This window comes from Clostridium sp. (assembly GCF_036646415.1).
Taxonomy (GTDB): Bacteria; Bacillota; Clostridia; order Clostridiales; family Clostridiaceae; genus Clostridium_J.
In genome coordinates, this window is sequence record NZ_JAVXMF010000001.1 from 142,684 (window position 1) to 163,979 (window position 21,296).

At 30.8% G+C, this 21,296-nt stretch carries 10 protein-coding genes; 2 read left to right on the forward strand and 8 right to left on the reverse strand.

Translation table 11 applies throughout. The features are described from left to right. Nucleotides 1-89: 89 nt before the first annotated feature. From RSD37_RS00600 to RSD37_RS00610, 3 genes are all read right to left on the reverse strand, one after another. Complete coding sequence (locus RSD37_RS00600) at nucleotides 90-8,771, reverse strand: glucoamylase family protein (RefSeq protein WP_346944753.1); 8,682 nt, start codon at nucleotides 8,769-8,771, stop codon at nucleotides 90-92. Nucleotides 8,772-8,944: 173 nt separating this feature from the next. Next, the gene (locus RSD37_RS00605) at nucleotides 8,945-10,006 is read right to left on the reverse strand and encodes a ComEC/Rec2 family competence protein (protein WP_346944754.1); all 1,062 of its coding nucleotides are present in this window, start codon (nucleotides 10,004-10,006) and stop codon (nucleotides 8,945-8,947) included. 250 nt (nucleotides 10,007-10,256) lie between these two features. Then, a complete protein-coding gene (locus tag RSD37_RS00610) occupies nucleotides 10,257-11,558 on the reverse strand; it encodes a M18 family aminopeptidase (RefSeq protein ID WP_346944755.1) in 1,302 nt (433 codons plus the stop codon). 152 nt (nucleotides 11,559-11,710) lie between these two features. On the opposite strand from RSD37_RS00610, the gene RSD37_RS00615 reads away from it, so the two are divergent. Further along, a complete protein-coding gene (locus RSD37_RS00615) occupies nucleotides 11,711-12,889 on the forward strand; it encodes a cation diffusion facilitator family transporter (RefSeq protein WP_346944756.1) in 1,179 nt (392 codons plus the stop codon). A gap of 77 nt (nucleotides 12,890-12,966) precedes the next feature. Beyond that, a complete protein-coding gene (locus RSD37_RS00620; RefSeq protein ID WP_346944757.1) occupies nucleotides 12,967-14,064 on the forward strand; it encodes a PRK06851 family protein in 1,098 nt (365 codons plus the stop codon). Nucleotides 14,065-14,174: 110 nt separating this feature from the next. On the opposite strand, the gene RSD37_RS00625 is transcribed toward RSD37_RS00620, so the two are convergent. The 5 genes from RSD37_RS00625 to lepB all read right to left on the reverse strand — a co-directional run bounded on the left by RSD37_RS00625 (nucleotide 14,175) and on the right by lepB (nucleotide 21,219). Continuing rightward, a complete protein-coding gene (locus RSD37_RS00625; RefSeq protein WP_346944758.1) occupies nucleotides 14,175-16,298 on the reverse strand; it encodes an AAA family ATPase in 2,124 nt (707 codons plus the stop codon). Nucleotides 16,299-16,466: 168 nt separating this feature from the next. Further along, complete coding sequence (locus tag RSD37_RS00630) at nucleotides 16,467-17,558, reverse strand: dipeptide epimerase (protein WP_346944759.1); 1,092 nt, start codon at nucleotides 17,556-17,558, stop codon at nucleotides 16,467-16,469. 314 nt (nucleotides 17,559-17,872) lie between these two features. Continuing rightward, a complete protein-coding gene (locus tag RSD37_RS00635; RefSeq protein WP_346944760.1) occupies nucleotides 17,873-18,241 on the reverse strand; it encodes a PqqD family protein in 369 nt (122 codons plus the stop codon). A 242-nt stretch (nucleotides 18,242-18,483) separates the two neighbouring features. After that, nucleotides 18,484-20,409, reverse strand: coding sequence for an oligopeptide transporter, OPT family (locus RSD37_RS00640; protein WP_346944761.1), 1,926 nt, complete (start codon nucleotides 20,407-20,409; stop codon nucleotides 18,484-18,486). Nucleotides 20,410-20,709: 300 nt separating this feature from the next. Then, nucleotides 20,710-21,219 (reverse strand): signal peptidase I, encoded by a 510-nt coding sequence (gene lepB / locus RSD37_RS00645; RefSeq protein WP_346944762.1) that lies wholly within the window; start codon nucleotides 21,217-21,219, stop codon nucleotides 20,710-20,712. Nucleotides 21,220-21,296: the final 77 nt, after the last annotated feature.

The window sequence follows — 21,296 nt, forward strand, 5'->3', positions numbered from 1 at the left end:
CTATGAAAATTAAGGAACCTATGTACCTTACTTAAAGTACATAGGTTCCTTAAAAATTTCATATTCTCAACGCTGATTTAAACAGAGTCTTATTTGAAGATAACTTTAACTTCATATACTCCTTCATCCATCATTGGAATCACTTCACCTTCTATAACTTCATCATCTAAAATTACACCATACTCTTCTCCTCTAGTTGCAATTATATGATATGTTGCATTTTTATATTTGTAATCTATGGTGTACTTGTTAAAGCTTTTAGGTACACAAGGTTTAATTGTAAATCCTTTTCCTTCTATAAGATCTAACCCCAATATATACTTAATTGCTACGGTGTACATCCAGCCAGAACTGCCAGTGTACCAGCTCCATCCACCTCTTCCCACATGAGGTTCAACAGAGTATACATCAGCTGCCATAACATAAGGCTCTGTCTTAAATATATCCTCCTCAGCTTTTGTTAAGCCGTGATTTATAGGATTTAGCATAGAGTAAACTTTGTAAGCTTCATCTCCTCTTCCCATCTTAGCAAGAGCTAAAGCTACCCATGTAACTCCATGGGTATACTGTCCACCGTTCTCTCTAACACCGGGTACATATCCCTTTATATATCCTGGTTCTAAAGATGACTTATCAAATGGTGGTGTTAATAGTAAAACCATTTTATCTTCTTCTTTTACTAGATATTTTTCCAAATGATCCATGGCTATATTTACTCGTTCTTCTTCTCCTGCCTCTGATATAACTGCCCAACATTGTGAAAGTGCATCTATTTTACATTCTTCATTTTCATGGGACCCAAGAGGAGTTCCATCATCAAAATATGCACGTTTATACCAATTTCCATCCCATGCATTTTTCTCTAAATTTTCCTTTAAGAAATCCATCATCTTAAGAGCTTTATCATGGTATGCTATATCTTCTTTGTGAGTACATAAATCCTTAAAATCCTTTAATATAGTATATATAAACCATCCAAGCCATACACTTTCTCCAGTTCCCTTATTACCCACAGTACTCATACCATCATTCCAGTCACCACTGCCCATTAAAGGTATATTGTGTGGACCAAAATTAAGACCTTTATCAATGGCTCTTATACAATGGTTATACAGTGATTCCTTTAATTCTGATTTTTGAGATACATTATATCTCTCATCTTCTCCTTCTCTTAAAGGCTCATCCTTAAGATATCCTACTAATTCATCTAAAATATCATAATCCCCTGTAGCCTTAACGTAAATAGATGTTACATATGGTAGCCATAACAAATCATCACTGAATCTAGTTCTGATTCCACTATCAACTACTGGATGCCACCAATGCTGAACATCCCCTTCTTCAAATTGTCTTGAAGCACTATAAAGAATTTGATCTCTAGTAACTGCGGGATTTAGATAAATCATTGGAATTGAATCTTGAAGTTGATCTCTAAATCCATAGGCTCCACCACATTGATAAAAAGCAGTTCTAGAAAACAATCTGCAACTTATAGTTTCATAAGGTAGCCAACCATTAACCATTAAATCTAAAGCCTTATCTTCAGTGGTTATCTTAACTGACCCTAAAAGATTCCTCCAATATTCCTTCACCTTAATAAATTCTTTTTCTACAATGTCTATATCATTGAATTTGTTAAGGATATTTTCTACAGCCTCAATACTCTCTTCTACCCCTAAAGCTATGACTATAGTTTTTTCTTCCAGTGAATCTATGTCAAAACAAACTTTTTCACTAAGTATTGGTTCTAATCCTTCTCCCGATATATTGGATAATGTATTTAATTTTTCTAAGTTATCTATACTTCTTCCATTTACAAGGAACTCAGTACCATCACCACTAAAACTTTCATCTTCTCCTCCAAATATTTTTAGATAAGCATAGCTAGATGAGAACTCACTACTATAAGGATTTCTTCCATAAATATATTTTGTTTCTTTATTTATTTCTGTATAAATCTTTTTATAAGTATGTTCCCTAGAAGCTCCTAAGCATAATCTTGTAAGATATGCTAAGCTTAGCTTCCTTGGCTCATTCTCAAGATTCTTCAACTTAATTTTAAGTAGCTTTACATTATCTTCTATGGTAGCAAACATAGTAACTTCACCTAAAACACCATTACTCTCATGTATAAACTTAGAGTAACCAAAACCATGATTTATTAAATACTGACCCTTATCTCTTATTGGCTGTGGAGTTATAGACCAAAGACTCTTACTTCTTTCATCTTGAATATATAGAGCTTCATTTAAAGTATCTTCAATGAAGTCATTGTTCCAAGGTGTTATTTTAAACTCTCTACTGTTTTTATACCAAGTGTAACTACTACCTGATTCACTAACATTAAAACCAAAGTTACCATTTGATATGACATTTATCCACGGTGCTGGAGTAACTTCACCACTGTTTAATACTATGGTATACTCTCCATCTTCATTAAAGCCTCCGTAACCATTAAAGAAATTCAAATTCAATGATTTATTTAAATCCTGATTTTCTGCACTTAAGCTTTTATACTTTTCTTTAGATGTTACGTCTTTTAAATACTTATTTGGTTTTTTAGCTACATTTACACTATTTAAAAGTAAATTATAATATTTATTATCCATAGCCTTATCTATTTGTTCCCATAGTGAACTATCTTTTCCGTGTATAATCAAAGAAGCTATAGCCTTAAATAGATTAATATCTTCTAAAGGTACATTTAAAGCACTTAGGACAAATATTCCCCCAGATGTATTTTCTCTACCATTTAACTCACTGTTTAATATTATTTGTCTTATAGCATTATCTGTAGGCTTATCATAACTTGCCCCTTCTCCATTAATTACAACTATATCAAAGTTAACACCTTTATCTTCTAAGTAACTGTGGCAATCTATAACTTGCCTTAGGATATCACTCTCTTTTTCTTCTTGTATAGTTATCAAAACTATTGGCAAATCACCTGAAATTCCATAAGCCCATAGGTTTCTTTGACTTCTCTTTAATTCTTTAATTTCTCCATTCCTTTGGCCATAACTAGCATTTGAGAATATTAAACTACTTGCTACTTTTTCATAAATATTAACTTGAGTAGGTTTTATTCCTCTAGCTATTAGAGATTCTTCTATTTTAAAAGCCTCTTTATCAAGACTTTCTTCAACCAGAAGTGTATCTTGATAATTTGAAGCCACCGTCAAAATTTCCTCCTTAGAATTTCCTGTAACAGTAACATAGGTTAGAGATATAGTGTCCCCTTTTTTCACATTTACTTGGTTTCTTATTGCTATTATAGGGTCAAGTACATTTCCAACAAAATTCCCTAGGTTCTCATTATTTTCCAAGGCTATAGGATTTGCTTTTGAATGATTTCTACCTATAAAATTTAACCGTGCTGTTTCATACTGTGGTTCACCTAAAACCTCTTTATCACAGAAACTAGTCTGTATTACAAATGCATCCTTATCCTTTTCACTCCTTACTCGCCTTTTAGCTATTACGCCTCTTAGTGATTCTACATACTCTGTAGTAATAAATAAGTTTCCAAAGGCAGGATGTGCTATATCTCCATCATATCTTTGTAGTACAGCCTCACAATAACTAGTAACCTCAATTGTTTTATCTCTATCACTATTATTCTTAATTGTAACCTTTCTTATTTCACAATTTTCACTTGGAATTACATGAACTCTAGTAGTAATATCTAGTTCATTCCAAAGTTTTATAAATTCACCTTTATACAAATAGAAATTTGCCTCATACTTACTACCATTATCCTTGCAAGGCTCGTAGGTAGATGAAGTATATTTATTTTCTTCTATATCTTTAATATAAAAAAACATACCAAAGTTTCTATGAAGTAAATCCTCTCTCCATCTATATACCATTACATTATTTAATTTTGAATATCCTCCTCCACCATTTTCAATTAATAAGTTATATGATTTGTTTCCCAATAGAAGGGTTTCTGGATACTTAAAACACCCCGTTGTAAAGTCTCTTTTTATAGAAAATTCTCTATCTAATACTTTGCTGTCACCTTCTGCATCTTCTTTTCTATCGTAAACTACATTTTTACTTATTTTTTCTTGAAGTAATAATTCAGTAGCCTTTACCATTGGTATTCTATGAAATCTCTCTTGTATAATATTTTTATTAATTACATTATCAAGGGCTAAAAAACTCATACCTAAATGGTGAATCATATAACATTTTACTATTTCAAAATCCTTATTTTTCATTCTTTTCCCTGTATAATCAATAGCTTCATAGAATCCGTATTGACCTTCTATGTTAAGCTTCTTTAATTTAATTATATTATCCATGGATTTTGGTATATTTTCCATGAGACCCATAATTGTTGAGTAAGGTGAAATTACTAGGTCTTCATCTAATCCTCTTTTAAGTCCTACCTTTGGTACTCCAAATGCTTTATATTGATAATTTAAATCTATATCGAACTTAAAATATGCACTTTCTGAAATACCAAAAGGCACGGATTTTTTCTTTCCATACTTTATCTGTGCTTCTATAACAGATCTATAAGCTTCATCTAAAAGAGAATTCCTAAAGTTTTTCATAAGCAACCTTGGCATAAAGTACTCAAACATAGTTCCACTCCAGCTGACTAACCCCTTATTCCCATCCATTAAAGTTAACCCTCTATTTAATTTAAACCAGTGAGATGTAGGTACAGTTCCCTTAGCAATAGCTAAAAAGCTAGTAGTTCTAGCTTCTGATGCAAGTAGATCATAATAATTACCACTCTTAGTGTTACTATCCACATCATAACCTATATGGAATAAATTTCTATCTTTACTGTATAAACACTGAAAATCTGTTCTATCTATTATTGTGTTTAATTTTATTTTAATAAAGGCAGCTCTTTGTAATAATACTTGTATATTCTCTTCAGATTCCTTTATATCTTCACAAATAGTCTTAGCTTGAACTTCATCTAAGGTTTCTAGATTAACATTAAATTTTCCATCCATTTCAAACAAATTATTTATGCTATTTGTACTTATTGTTTCAGCTACTTCCCTTGATACCTCTCTAGGTAAAAGCTTTAATTTTGATATGAATGGAAATAAAAACTCTATCTCGCTAATATAGTCAATAACATTATTTAATAACTTTTCATTCCAATAATCTATTTTAATATGTTTTGTATTTTTTTCATTTTTCGTGTCATTTATCTCTTTTATAGTTTCTACAATCATTGGTTTGAAATTATTTAACATGTTATAGAACTCTAGAAGATTTTTCACTTCACCTTTAATCCTTTCTCCCATAGCTAAATACATATATTTTTTTCTATCATCACTAAGTTCATCCATAGCAAGATTTATAGTGTCTTCAATTCCATTAATTCTATGGTTATAATATGGTATTTCCACAAAATCTTCTATAGCCTCATTTATTGTGTATAAGTATGAAATCAAATTCCCACTATCTACAGTAGATACATATCTAGGTGGAAGAGGATTCAAAGTTTTAACATCGTACCAATTATAAAAATGTCCTTGGTATGTTTCTAATTTATCTAAAGTTTTTATTGTTTCTTCTAAATTTTCTATAGCTTTTATTACTCCAATATATCCCATATCTACTGCAACAATATTAGATATCAAAGTCATTCCTATATTCGTTGGAGATGTTCTCATGGCAAGGCCCCTATATGGCTCTTCTTGATAATTATCTCCACCTAAATAATTAGTTTCCTCACAAACAAAATCTTCAAAATAAGCCCATGTTTTTCTAGATAATCCTCTTAAAATATGAGTCTGTGATTCATTTAATTTCACTTCTTCGTTATGAATTGGACTCCCTATAATGTGAGCTATTAAAGGACTAATTCCCCAAATAATACAACTTGGAATCATTACATAAAAAGTTTCTATTCCGTTGTATAAAGAAATAATTGATATGACTATGGAAATTAGAGTTTCAATCCACATATATCTCCAATAGCTAAGAATATTTTTTCCTGAAGATCTCTCAACTTCCTCTGAAGTTTGCCATTGTAATAGATTTTTTTTACTAATAACTAATCTATATAAAGTTCTAAAAATAGCATCAATCATTAAATAAGCTTTAAATGGAAGGAATGCATAAATAAAAAATACTTGTTTTAGCGCCATTTCAAAGTTTTGAATCTTACCACTAAGACTAATATTTGACATTGGACTAACTGCATTTTCAGATATATCGAATAATATAGGTGTTGCAATTGCTATAAAAGCTGCCATGTACCACTTATTAATTCCATCTGGAAGAATCCCTAAAAGTGAGCAAACTAAAAGAATTACCATAGAAGGCGCAAGCAAGCTTCTTCTTAGGTTATCTATCATCTTCCATTTTGATAATCTGTTCAAATTATTTTTCTTAAATATATAAGGTAATAGTTGCCAATCACCCCTCACCCATCTATGAAGCCTCTTGCAGCTTGAAATAAAGTTAGATGGATATCCGTCAATTAATTCAACATCAGTAAGAAGGGCAGTTCGACCTAGGGACCCCTCTAGTAAATCATGACTTAATACAGTATTTTCTTCAATAACGTTACCTAATACTTTATTAAAAATATCTACATTATATATAGCCTTACCTGTAAAAATACCTTCACCAAATAAATCCTGATACACATCTGAAACCGCTGTAGTATACATATCCGTTCCTACTTCTCCTGAGAAAACCTTAGAAAAATATGTTTTATTTGCGCTTTCTAAGTCTATGGAAATTCTAGGCTGCATAACTCCATATCCACGCCAAATTGTGCAATCATCTTTTAGATAAGCTTTATTTAATGGGTGAACCATAGTTCCTACGAGTACCCTTGCAGTGTCTCTAGGTAATATTGTATCTCCATCTAAGGTTATTACGTATTTCACTTCCTGAAGCCTTGTTATGTCGCTGCTGAATCTAGTATACGATGTATTCTTATCCCCTTTAATTAATCTATTAAATTCTTCTAGCTTTCCTCGTTTTCTTTCCCATCCTATCCATCTATTTTCCTTGTCATTAAATGTTCTCTCCCTACATAAAAAGAAAAATATTGATTCAGCCTTATGATATTTCTCATTTAAATTTTTAATCTTATCTATACAAAATTTTGAAATACATTCATCATTTTCATCTATTTCGCTATCACTATCTTTAAAATCGCCTAGTAATATAAAATATAAGTTATCATCTTTATTTCCTAAATAGTATTTTTCTAGATTATTGATTAATTGTTCAGCTCTGTCAATACTTTCCACCATAGTAGGAACCACTACACAAGTCAAATCATCCTTTGTAATTCCTGTTGATAGATTAATTTTAGGAAGCAAATTAGGTATACTTAGATGAGTAATACTCCAGTTTAGTATAGCTATAGTTACTTCACTAAGGGGTATTATTGTAACAATACCTGCTAATATATATTTTATAATAGATATATCAGTATCATTAAAATAACTCCATGATACAAATATGCCCACTAACGCCAATGTAAGAATTATTATTGTGCTAATATATATGCCAACGGCTCTTCCCTTAACTCTATTCTTAAATTTATCAAAGCCTTTGAAATTAATATTAAGAATAGAGTTAAGATCTTTTCTACCTTTATCTATAATGTAATATCCTATATGACTTTCAAAATCATACTCTTTTTCACCTTGAGCACATTGAAGGACTTTTCTTGCTAAAAAAGTCTCTGAAAGATTATTCTCTTTGGCAATTCGCTCTAGTGTATGCCTATAATAGTCCTTAGAATAAAAATCCATGGATTCATAAATTCCCAAGGGATCATTATTTAAAATTTCCTCTACCTTGCTACTGTCCGTAAAGATACTTTGCCAGTTTATACCCTCCACATTTCTTATTCCATTAATACTATTACTTATACTTGATGAGTATATTCCATCCATTTTGTGTGAATTCATAGAAAGCTTTTCTAAGTTAATTTCATTTTCATACAGCTTATTCTCTATCCATAAATTAAGTTCATTGTAATTAACACCATTATCCTTCAAAGTTTTCACTAAAGCATCTGCAAAATAAGTTGTAAATTCAATGCGATTTTCTCTTATAAAATTCATGGCTTCATCCATATTGTCATTATTGTAGTACATTATAATTCTATCCGCTAATTTTTCCCCATTAAATCCTTCCTTAGCTTTGCTTACTACACTTAAGGAACTTTTACAAATCACCTCTATATAAGCTACTTTAATCATTAATGGTAATGCCCATAACTCTCCCATAGTCAATGTTGTAGTTCCTTGATATATTGATAAAAACCTATTTATCTCTTCTTCTGAAATTGACTCTCTATAAATCTTTAAAATTTCTCTTGCTAATGCATAAATTCTTGGATAACCCTTTAATACTCCACTTTTCAATATTGGAAGTGCCTTTAGATATTTTTTAGGTAAACATTTTTTTACGTGCTTATACTCTTTTTCCACCACATAAATGTTATCTAATATCCACTGAACTCCCTTAACTTTATTGTAGTCACCTCTGTCATCAGATTTGAATAAATTATGACAGTATATAATATCATCATAATATTTATCTAAACTAGAAATTATATTTTCTTTATTTTTCTTCTTCCTAACCTCTTTGTGATCTCTAGCTATACTCTGAATGATGTCATCTATATCTTCTTTACTTCCTTCTAAAAAATCCATATCCTTCAACTTAACATTTGCAATTTTATTTCTATTTTTAATAAAAAACATAAGAATAACAATACTGAGTATAAGCATTAAGTTTACTAAGATGAATAAGTAATCCATAAAGTCCTCTCCTTTCAAACATACTCAGCTTTTATTATTGCCAAATTTATAGTGTTTATCCAAAACATATTGAAATGAACTCAAATAAAAAAGATATACATCCACCACCAACTAGTATCAGTTAGTTTCTACAATGTATATCTTATTGCAATATTATTCTTTGTTAAATTCTTCTATTTTCCTTTTGTTAACCCCTTATAACTACCAGGCTCCACATTAAACTTAACTGTAGTTCCATCACTTGTAGCTATAATACTTCCCTGCTCATCAGTTCTATAAACTTTAATACCCTTACTTTTAAGTTTGTCCATTATACTTTGCCTTGGATGTCCATAGTCATTATCTTTACCTACTTCAATTACTGCATAATCTGGATTTACAGCCGCTAAGAATTTGTCACTGGTAGAGCTGTCACTTCCATGATGACCTACCTTTAATACTGTTGACTTCACGTCAAATCCTCGATTTAAAATTTCATCTTCTGATAACTCCTCAGCATCTCCAGTAAATAGAAATGATGTATCACCATACTGAAGTCTTATAACTATAGAATTATCATTTACCTCTTCATAAGATTCACTGTTAGGAGCTAATATTGTACAAGTTGTTCCCCCTAGGTTAAACATTTCTCCTATCTTTGGTACTGTAAAACTTAAGCCTTTATTTTTAGCTGAAGTTACTACATCCTTAAAGGTTTTTGTTGTAGCTGTAGCTTTAGGCATATATAGAGTTTCTATATGAAAGTTATCTATCACCTTATCAAGTCCTCCAATATGGTCCTCATGAGGGTGAGTTCCGATGGCATACTTAATATTCTTTATATTATTATCTTTAATATAATTTACTACTAAATCACTATCAGCATTATTCCCTGCATCTATTAACATGGCTTCCCCATTATTTTCAATTAAAATACTATCAGCCTGTCCAACATCAATGAAGTGAATCTTTAGTTCCCCTGATGTTACCTTAGTTTCCTTAGATACTTCTTCATTGAGTTTAGGTACTTCTCCAATTTCTTCTGCTTTATTATTAATTTCAGATATCTTATCTTTATTACCTTCAGTTGAATTTTCTTTATCAGAAGTTATGACCTGTGATGATGGTATATTACTTTTATCACCATTTACTCTATCTTCTACTATACTTCCAATAAATCCTCCTATCATAAATATTATAGAAAGGATTATTATTACTTCAATCAACTTGTTACTTGGTCTTTTCTTAATACTCATTAGTTTACTGTCTCCTTAAAATTATGTCATTAGTATCTAGATATATTTTCCAAACCCCTTAAAACTACAAAGGGAGATGCCTCAAAATAATTTAGTTATGTTTTACCTAGATAATAAAATTGAAAATAATATAAATCCAATTTTAACACTGATCTAAAACATACTAACCTTTGAGACATCCCCATTTGTTTATTAATTTAAAGCTCAAATTTATACTTTCAGATTTACAATGTAAACTTTACACTTAAACCTATAATTTGAAGAACTCTAAAAATGATTTAGTTACATAAGTATGATCCATAACTCCTGCAAACTCTCTTATAGAGTGCATAGCAAGGGTTGGATTTCCAATATCTACAGATCTTATGTTTAAATGTGTAGAAGATATAGGTCCTATTGTTGAACCACCTTTTGTATCAGAACGGTTAACAAACTCTTGCACTGGCACTCCTGCATTTTCACAAATACTCTTATAAACAGCTGATGAATCTGCATCACTTGTATATGCACAGTTAGCATTAATCTTTATAACAGGTCCCTTATTTATTATAGGTCTGTTAGTAGGATCAGCCTTTTCTGGGCTATTCGGATGTACTGCATGTGCATTATCTCCTGATATTACAAATGATTTTCCAAGGGCTCTAAAGAAATCTTCTCTTCCTTTTCCAAGGCAAAGGACTATTCGCTCCAATACATTTGCTAACATGTCTGAGTCAGCACCTTGCTTTGTAGAACTTCCAACTTCTTCATTATCAAAGCATACCATCACATTGACACCTTTAGTAATTGGAGCCTCTTTAATAGCTACAATACCTGCATGAACCATTTGAAGATCATCTAGTCTTCCTGATGATATAAATTCATCATTTAGTCCTACTATACATCCTTTTTCAAATTCATAAAGAAATAAATCAAAATCTACAATCTCTTCTTTAGAAACATTTAATTCCTTAGCTACAGCATTTAATAGAGCATTTCCTTTTTCAAGTTCTTCACTAACCATAGCTAATAGTGGAAGAGTATCCTTTTGAAGATTTAATTCCCCACCTGTATTAGCTTCTCTATTCATATGTATTGCAAGGCTAGGTATTATTAATATTGGTTTTTTAATATTAACTAATCTTGATACTGGATTTAGTGGATTTTCCCCTTTTAAAACAACTCTACCAGCAACTGATAACGGTCTATCCATCCATGTGCTTCTTATTAATCCACCATATACCTCTGTATTCAATTTTACATAATTATTTTCTGATATTATCTCAGAGTTTGGCTTTATTCTAAATGTAGGAGAATCTGTGTGAGCTCCAACAATTTTAAAACCATGCTCTTCAACTTCACCTTCACCCACTGTAAATGCTATTAGCGCAGAACCATTTTTAGTCGTATAATATTTTCCACCCTTTTCTAAGTTCCATTTATCTTCTTCTTTTAATTCCTTAAAATCGCTACTTTTAAGTGACTCTTCAACATTTTTTACCGCATGAAAAGCAGTTGGACTATCATATAGAAAATCAATAAGTTCATTTGCAAATTCTAATTCCCTAGACATAATTAAACCCCTCCTTAAAACAAAATAATATAATTATTATACCAAACTTTTACTATATTTCCTATGAATTTTATTATATTCATTAATCCACACTATATAACATGATATAATATTATTATAATTAAAAAATATTTTGATTGAGGGTGTAATAATTGATTTCTGAATTTCTTATTAAAAAATTCATAAAAAACAACGAAGATATTAAAAATAAAAATGTAAGAGAAGGATACGGTTACCTCGGTGGAATTGTAGGTATTCTGGTAAACTTTATTTTATTTGGAGTAAAGCTTTCTGCAGGGATTTTAGTAAATAGTATTGCTGTCATTGCTGATGCCTTTAATAACCTTTCAGATGTGGGTGCTTCTTTAGTGACTATATTTGGTTTTAAACTTTCAAGTAAGCCTGCGGATAAGGAACATCCTTTTGGACATGGTAGGATTGAATACATATCTGGGCTTATAGTAGCTTTCCTAGTGTTAATTGTAGGAGTTGAATTTATTAAAAGTTCCTTCGATAGAATTAAAAATCCAGCAACTGTTGAATTTGCTTTAATTCCATTTATATTACTACTTGTATCCATTCTATTTAAAGTATGGCTTAGTAGATTTTATAAAATAGTGGGAACTAAAATAAATTCCTCTGCACTTAAAGCATCTTCGGTGGATTCATTAAGTGATGTGGTATCATCCTCAACTGTAGTTGTATCTCTTTTAATATCAAGATTCACTGACTTTCCTATTGATGGATATATCGGTGTAGCTGTATCCTTAGTAATTCTTTACGCAGGCTATAATCTAATTAAAGATACCTTGGACCCACTGCTTGGTATGGTTCCTGATGAAGAGTTAGTCTCAGACATTCATAGGCTTTTACTTTCCTATGATTATATAGATGGCACTCATGACTTATTGGTTCACAACTATGGTCCTGGAAGGATAATTGCATCTATTCATGCTGAAATACCATTAGATATATCCGTTGTAGCTGCCCATGAAGTCATAGATAGAGCAGAAAAAGAAATCTCATCAAAACTTGATATTTTTCTACTTATACACATGGACCCCGTAACCACTAACGATGAAGAAATCCTTAGTGCTAAGAGAGAGGTTGAAGAAATTCTTAAAAATATTCCTACTGTAGATTCTTTCCACGACTTTAGAGTTATAGGAGAAGGAGATTATAAGAATCTTATATTTGATGTAGTAGTAACCCAAGATTTTGCAATAAATAAAGAATCTGAACTTAAACTTCAAAAGCTAATAAACCAGGAGATTAAGAAAGTTTCTCCAAATCATAATGCTATTATTACTGTAGACGCATCTTTCAATTAAATTTTCACTATTTCTGTAACACTTTTTCATTGGTTAAATAATATAGTATAGTATAAAAATCATTGGAGGGTTTAATTATGACTGGAAAATCTACTCATTATTTCCTAGGAGGCAACACTGGAAAAGGATTTTATTCTCACTTTAATTATATTATTTCTCAACAAGATGCAACCAGAATTATTTGCTTAAAAGGTGGCCCTGGAACTGGAAAATCTTCTCTTATGAAAAAAGTGGGTAAATATTATGTAGACAAAGGATATAATGTGGAATTTCATCACTGTTCTTCTGATAGCGATTCCCTAGATGGAATTTTAATTAAAGAACTAAATGTAGCTATGCTTGATGGTACAGCACCTCATATGATAGACCCAGTAAATCCTGGGGCTGTAGATGACATAGTAAATATGGGCGTATGTCTAATTGAAGAAAACTTTAGGAGTACAAAATCAAATGTTTTAGCTGTAAATAAAGAAATTGGTGATTCCTTTAGAAGAGCCTATAGATTCTTTGGAGCTGCTAAATCTATATATGATGATTGGTATACATTTAATAATAATGCTCTTAACTTATATGAACTTAATATTCTAAAAGAGAATCTTAAAAACGAAATTTTACCTGACACCTTTGCTGCTCTTGGAAAACAGCGTCACTTATTTTCTACAGCCTTTACTCCTATAGGTGTTGTAACTTATATTAGTAATATTATAAAAGATATATCGAATGTTTATGTACTTAATGGTGCACCTGGGACTGGTAAGACTCGTGTACTTCAATACATTGCAGATGAAGCTATCCGTAGAGGCCTTGATGTAGAAATTTTACACACTCCTCTAACTCCTGAAAAAATAGAGCATGTAATAATTCCTGAACTAAACATTGCCATAGTTACTTCAAATGAAATAAACAAGATGACCTTTGAAGGTAAACAATACAATATGGATAGCTTATTAAATCAGGATTATATTAATTCAAAACAGACTTCAATAGATGATGTTAGCTCTATATTCTATATCCTTCTTCAAAAAGGACTGGACTGTATAACTGATGCTAAGCATCTTCACGATAATTTAGAACGTTTCTATGTTCCTAATATGAATTTCACTAAAGCTGATGAAATTTATGAAGAAGTTCTAGCTAAAATAAATGGCTATGAATTCCAATATTTAGATAAGTAAATTAAACCAATGAAAAAGGGACTATCTCAAAATTTTCATTTTAAGATAGTCCCTTTAAATTAATTAAACAACCAATAGGTTTGCACATATTGTGTTTTTCCCATTACATTTTATTTTCTTTTAATAACTTCCAAATTATGAAGTGCTCTAGTGCACATTATATACATTAAGTTATCTTTATAATCTTCTTCCATGGATTCTTCTATCACTATAGCACCATCGAATTCTAGACCTTTAGCATAATAACTAGGCATTACCATAACACCTTCACCAATATGAAGATTTTCTTTTTCGATAAACCTTGAAGAAATCTGGCTATTTATAAGGTTCCATATTTCTTTTGAAGATGCTAAATTCTTTGTTATAATCGCTATGTTATTAAGTTCTTTTTCTTTCAAAGAATTTACAGCTTCAACTATTTTATCTCTAAGCTGTGCATCATTTAATGACTCAGTTTCTCTTACAGCTGCACCTGTTCTAACCATTGGAACTATAGATACATCATTAATATATTTATTACTATATTCCATTATTTCTTTAGTTGAACGGTAGCTTTTATTTAAGTTAAATACTTCAACTAAATCATCACTGAAAATTCCTTCAAGAGTGGTTAATGAAGAATCTCCCCCATTAGATATAAGCTGTTGATTACTGTCTCCAACTATTGTCATAGACTTTGTATTAATTAACTCTTTTAATACCATAAATTGAAGTGGTGAATAATCTTGAGCCTCATCAATTACTAGATGCTTTACTTCTTTACCTAGTTTTAATCCTTGAAGCTTAATTTTTAAGTATAAGATTCCAACTAAGTCTTCTTCTGTATACTCTTTACTTCCATTAAATTCAGAATAAATCTCTTCTATATTTTTCTCATCTAAATAAGTAAGAGTAGCTCTTACTTCCATTACATGATTTATTAACTCTCTAATCTTTAACTTTCTCTTAAAGTCCATATCATTTATATGGAATATTACTTCATCCGGATCATAGGATTCTTTTTCTTCCTTAAATAATTTTTCAATGTTTCTAAATGCTTCATCTCTTGCGTCATTTATTTTAGAAAATAAGATTCTTTTTATCTTCTTACTTCTTCTAAAAAGAGGTAATGAGGTAAGTTCTTCTGTAAACATCTTTTTTATTGCTTCTTTAGTTACAATGACTTTATTATTAAAGGTTAAATCAGCACAACTATAACTTTCATTTTCCATTGTTTTAATTAACTGATCTAAATCTTCTTTAAATTCCATAGACCTTTTATAAATAATCTTTGATTCAAAGTCGCTATCATTATTAAGGATTCTTTCCATAACATCTTTAATATCTATAACATCATCAATATCTACAAGATCAAAAGCTAAATCTAAAAATGTAGTTTGGAATATCCCTGTTTCTCCCAATGTTGGAAGCACATTGGAAATATAGTCAATAAATATTCTATTTGGCCCCAATATTAAAACTTTATCATCCAAAAGTTTTCTGTAATTATAGATAAGATATGCAACTCTGTGCAGAGCAATTGTGGTTTTTCCACTTCCTGCTATTCCATCTACAACTATAATTTTATTCTTATCTTGTCTTATGATATTGTCCTGTTCTTGTTGAATGGTCATAACTATATCTTTAAGTTTATCTGAAGCATTCTTACTAAGGACCATTTGAAGTATGTCATCCTTAATATCAACCTTAGAATTAAATACACCTTCAAGTTTACCCTTTTTAATTATATACTGTACTCTCCCAAGGATGGATGCTTTTACTTCTCCCATAGGTGAAGTATAATGACCATTATCTCCTGTGCTATTATAGAATAAGCCTGATATTGGTGCTCTCCAATCTACAATTAAAGGTTCAAAGGTATCTTCTAAGGTAACTCCAAATCTGCCAATATAAATATCTTCTATACCATAGTCCTCTTCTCTAAATGTAACTTTTCCAAAATAAGGAGATGACTTTAACACTGTTAACTCTCTTAGTTTCTTATCAGTATTTTTAAAGCTTTCCTCTTTTACATAGTTCTCATGGTCAAAATACTCAATTATCTTATCTTCATCATCTTTAAATTCTTCTAAAATGTTTTTTCTATAATCTAATATGGCATTGGTTATATCTTTTCTTTTATCAATGCATTTAAGAATTTCTTCATTAATAGTTTCAATAGTGTTTTTTAATCTTTCTTCTTCTATTGCAAATTCAAGTTCCTTTTCTAGTTCATCCTTAAGGTTATTAGACATAAAACCACTTCCTTTATTAGGTATTCCACTTCATATTCTCATATGAATTACAATCAATAATCTTCAGTAATAAAACTAAGATCCTTCACTGTGAATTATGAAAACTCATTCTTATTTTCATTCCTATGAATAAGTTACAGCCAACAAATCACTGTTTTGCGCTGTTACTTAGTGGATTTCTTCCCATCCTTTTATATCAGTTATTCCAAGGCCTGGTTCATCAGATAATATAATTTTATTTCCTTCAAAAATAGCTCCACCTACAATAGGATCTTCTGCAAAATATATCATTGTATCTAAATCGGAAGTTATCATATTGCCTCTAGATGCTGCAAAGCTAGCTGCTGCAGTAATGCCAATCTTGCTTTCTAACATACATCCAACCATACACTTAATTCCCATTGTGTCTGCCATACTATATATTTTTGTGGCATTTTGTATACCACCACTCTTCATAAGCTTTATATTAATTAAATCACATGCTCTATTTTGAATTACCTTAAAGGCTTCCGGTGAACCAATAATAGATTCATCTGCTAAAATCATGGTCTCCACATTATCCTTTATGAACTTTAAACCTTCAATATCCCATGCTTTAACAGGTTGTTCTATAAATTCTATATCAAGATCTAATTGTTCTATCTTTTTAATTATCTTTATTGCTTCTTTAGGGGTCCATCCTTGATTTCCATCAACCCTCACCTTAATCCCCTTACGAATAGCTCGTCTTATAAATTTTACTTTTTCAAAGTCTGTATCTACATTGTTACCTAGCTTTATCTTAATATTAGTATATCCTTCTCTAATAGCCTCATAAGCCGCATTTACCATATTTTCCATTTTTTCATCATCTTGTATAGTTATATCTGTAAGTATTGTAGAGTTAAATCCACCTAAAAGTTTGTATAATGGTGTATTTACCCCTTTACTCCATAAGTCGTATATAGCCATCTCTACAGCAGCCTTTGCACTGTTGTTTTCTTTAATGCATTCTTCCATAACTTTAAATATGCATTGAATACAGCTAAGATCCATACCCTTAATAAAATCCGATATATGTTTAATAGCTCCCACAATAGAACTTTCAGTTTCACCTGTAACCCTTGGGGCTGGAGCTGCACTTCCAATACCTATAATGCCACTATCTGTAAATATTTTTACAACCACTTCATTAGAATAATTATATATACCATTTTTAGTTCTAAATGGTTTTTTCAAAGGCACCGTAATTCTACCAACTTTAATATCTTCTATAATCATCTTCATACCTCTACTATTATAAATTTATTATTTTAATACTACTAAGACTTCTCTTGATTTATTCCAGAATATTATATATTTCCATGAAATCTCCACAAAAAATCCTATATAGTCTAATTAATAATTATACACCAATGAGTAAATGAGTCAAGCTATTAATGTACCTTGTTTTTATATTTAATGAAAACTCATTCTCATATTCATTCTAATGAGTAAATTCTAGGTGCAAAATCATAGATTTTTACTATCAATTATGTATAGCCATAAAATTCATAAGTTTTTATATACCTTACAAAGGATATGATGTCCTAATATTATTTTTCCAAAGTTTTTACCTCTGTAAACTTTATCCATCCTTTTTTAGATACATATCTCATATAGGTAACCAGTCTCTCTATAGCAATTTCCTTAGTATCGTCAAACTCATCTGCCATTTCAAGGGCAATCTCATATATATTTCTTTTTCCATCTATAAGAAGCCACACTGCTGAACATTTTTCATCTAATGTTGTAGCACTTATATTACTTTTTTTCACAAGCCATCTAGCAAATTTTTCGCTAACCTTATTATGTTGGAAATACATTGTAACTATATTCTTTTCATCCACTTTATAATCTTTATGTTTTATTTCAGGAACATAAAGAAGAAAATTTTTCTCGTCATTATTATTATTTTTTTTCATATAAATCACCTACAAATTAGTTAAGAGCCCTAAAGGCTCTTAACATTGATTTTAGTTTTTATTATACCCATATAACACTGTGATATAACGAACTACTTATTAAAATATTTTTAACTAATCTTTTTCTTTATCTCATGGCTACCTACCGTTATCTCCCGTTTTTTACTAAATCGAGAGATAACTGTAGCTACACCCCTGAACGCATGCCTTTTTACTATAAGGATTTCTAATCATCATTGATTCTAAGAACTCTGTTTATCTCCGCCACAAGCAAGTAAGTAAATAACAACTCCAAGGGCTATAAATATTGCTGTGGAGAATATAGAGTTTTGAGTTAATCCAGCAAAGTTAAGTCCGAAAGCAACATCAAGTCCGAATGTTGCAAATCCAGCAACTACTATACCCATTAAAGCATCTCCAGCAACTAAACCAGAAGATATAAGTATTCCTCTCTCAACTTTATCTTTCATAACTGATTCATCTTTCTTGAATCTTTTCTCAACGAATATTCTAATTATACCACCCGATAGTATACCTGCACTTAAGTGTATTGGAAGATATAATCCAAGAGCAACTGGAAGTACTGGAAGTCCACATATCTCTGTAAATACTGCTATTGAAACTCCTACAAATACAAGCGCCCATGGTAACTCACCTGTCATAACTCCTTGAATAACCATTGACATAAGAGTCGCTTGTGGTGCAGGAACTGCCTCTGAACCTATTCCATAAGTATTGTGAAGCATTAATAATACATATCCAGAAACTACTGCTCCAAATACGAGTCCTATATACATTCCTATCTGTACTTTCTTTGGTGATCCACCTATTACAAATGTAGTTTTTAGACTTTGTGCTGTACCACCAGCAACAGCTATAGCTACACATACAATTCCCCCTATCATAACAGCAAGAATCATACCACTATCGCCAATTTGTCCTGTTACCTTTAAAGTTGCAGTAACAAATAATAATGTTGCAATGGTCATACCTGAAACTGGGTTATTTGATGCTCCAATTATTCCAACCATTCTCGCAGAAACAACACCAAAGAAGAATGAGAATACTACAGCCATTAGTGATCCTATAACTCCAGCTCTTATTTGTGGTAATATCCATGAAAGAATAAATACTATAATTGCTGATGCAATTACCCAAGTTATCGGTGGTTCTTCATTTATTCTAGTTACTGTTCCACCATCTTTTTTACCAATACCAGCCATAGCTGATTTAAATGATTTAATTATAGTTGGTGCAGATTTACCTAATGAAATAAATCCACCTGCCGCAACTGCTCCAGCACCTATATATCTTATATATTTACTCCAAATAGCTGAAGCTCCCATTTCTGAAATTAATTCAGTTGATGGGAATAGAGGCTGAGTAAGACCACTACCTATATATTTTATAAGTGGAATTAATCCAAGCCATGCTACAACTGCTCCACCAAACATGAAGGCTGATGCTTTTGTACCTACTATAAATCCAACTCCTAAAAGTGATGCTAATGTATCTATACCAAATACAGCGCCTTGATATTGAGTTATAACCCACTCTGGTCTTTCACTCCAAAGAGCAAATCCACCAGAAGCTAATTTATATCCTCCTCCAATTCCAAGACCCATTAATACCATCCTAAATCCACTTCCGCCTTCGCTTCCGTTAACCAAAACTTCTGCTGCAGCCATTGATTCAGGATAAACTAAATTTCCATGTTCTTCAACTATTAAGAACTTTCTAAGTGGTGTAACAAAGAATATACCCACAAGTCCACCTAGTAATGTAACTATAACTATAGTTGAAACCTTTAAATCGAAACCCCATAAAATAATTGCTGGAAGAATATATATAATTCCACCTGCTATAGATTCTCCTACAGCAGCAATTGAAGCCACCATATTAGCCTCTAATATATTATTTCTCTTAAATGCCCCTTTTAAAATACCAGTGGCAAGTATAGCTCCGGGAATACCTGCTGCAATTGTAAGACCAACTTTTAATCCAAGATAAGTGTTGGCAGCTGCAAATATCATTGAAAATAGCACTCCCATTAGAATAGAATAAATACTTAATTCTGGCATAGCTGTTGTGGTTGCAATAAATGGAACATAATCTTCCCCTGCAACTCCACCATAAGCTGTATGCGATAACTTTTTGCTATTATCCATGTAAACTTCCTCCTTCGTAAAAATTAAAATTTAAAAATCTCTTTGCCATTGTAGCATATTTCGACATATTATGAATATATGAAATTTTATACATTGATAATTAATTTTTCCACTGTTTTAAATTAAAATTATACCATTATTTTTATTTTTTTTAAATTTAAATATATTTGCACCAAAACTCTAAAGTTATATTGCCCTTAATTTAGAATAATTATTAAAATATTTTATTTCAAAAAAATATCTAGATAACTAATAATTATTTTATTAGTTATCTAGATATAATAATTTGTTTTTAATTTATTATTCTAACTTTCCAAATCTGTTGAATGGATATATGGTGAATTTACCCTCCCCTTTTATGTCTTCAAAAGATATATAAGGATTTTCCCATATCCTGGCATCTACAGAATCATTACGATTATCGCCAAAAAACAAGTAACAATCTTCTGGTATGTTAAAAGTTCCAGTAATATCACTCGAATTTTTTACATACTCTTCCTTTAAATATTCTCCATTCACATATACACTTCCATCAGATTGAACTTCAACGCTCTCTCCCGGTAAGCCTATAACTCTTTTTATTAAATCTTTTCCAAGTTCACTTGAATGAAATACAAGTATATCTCCTCTCTCAATAGAGGATTGATTATATATTCTCAATGAAAATATTTTATCTCCAGGTTTAATTGCAGGATACATTGATTTTGTAGGAACATCCACATTGAAAAAAAGAAATTTATTTATCACCATAGCTAAAACCACTGCTATTACAACTGGTGCAGCCCATTCTTTAAGAAATTTTATCACCATTTATTCCCCCTAATATGTTTGATTATCAAGTTTACTATTCTTATATTAACATATTTAAATTAATAAATTCCATATTA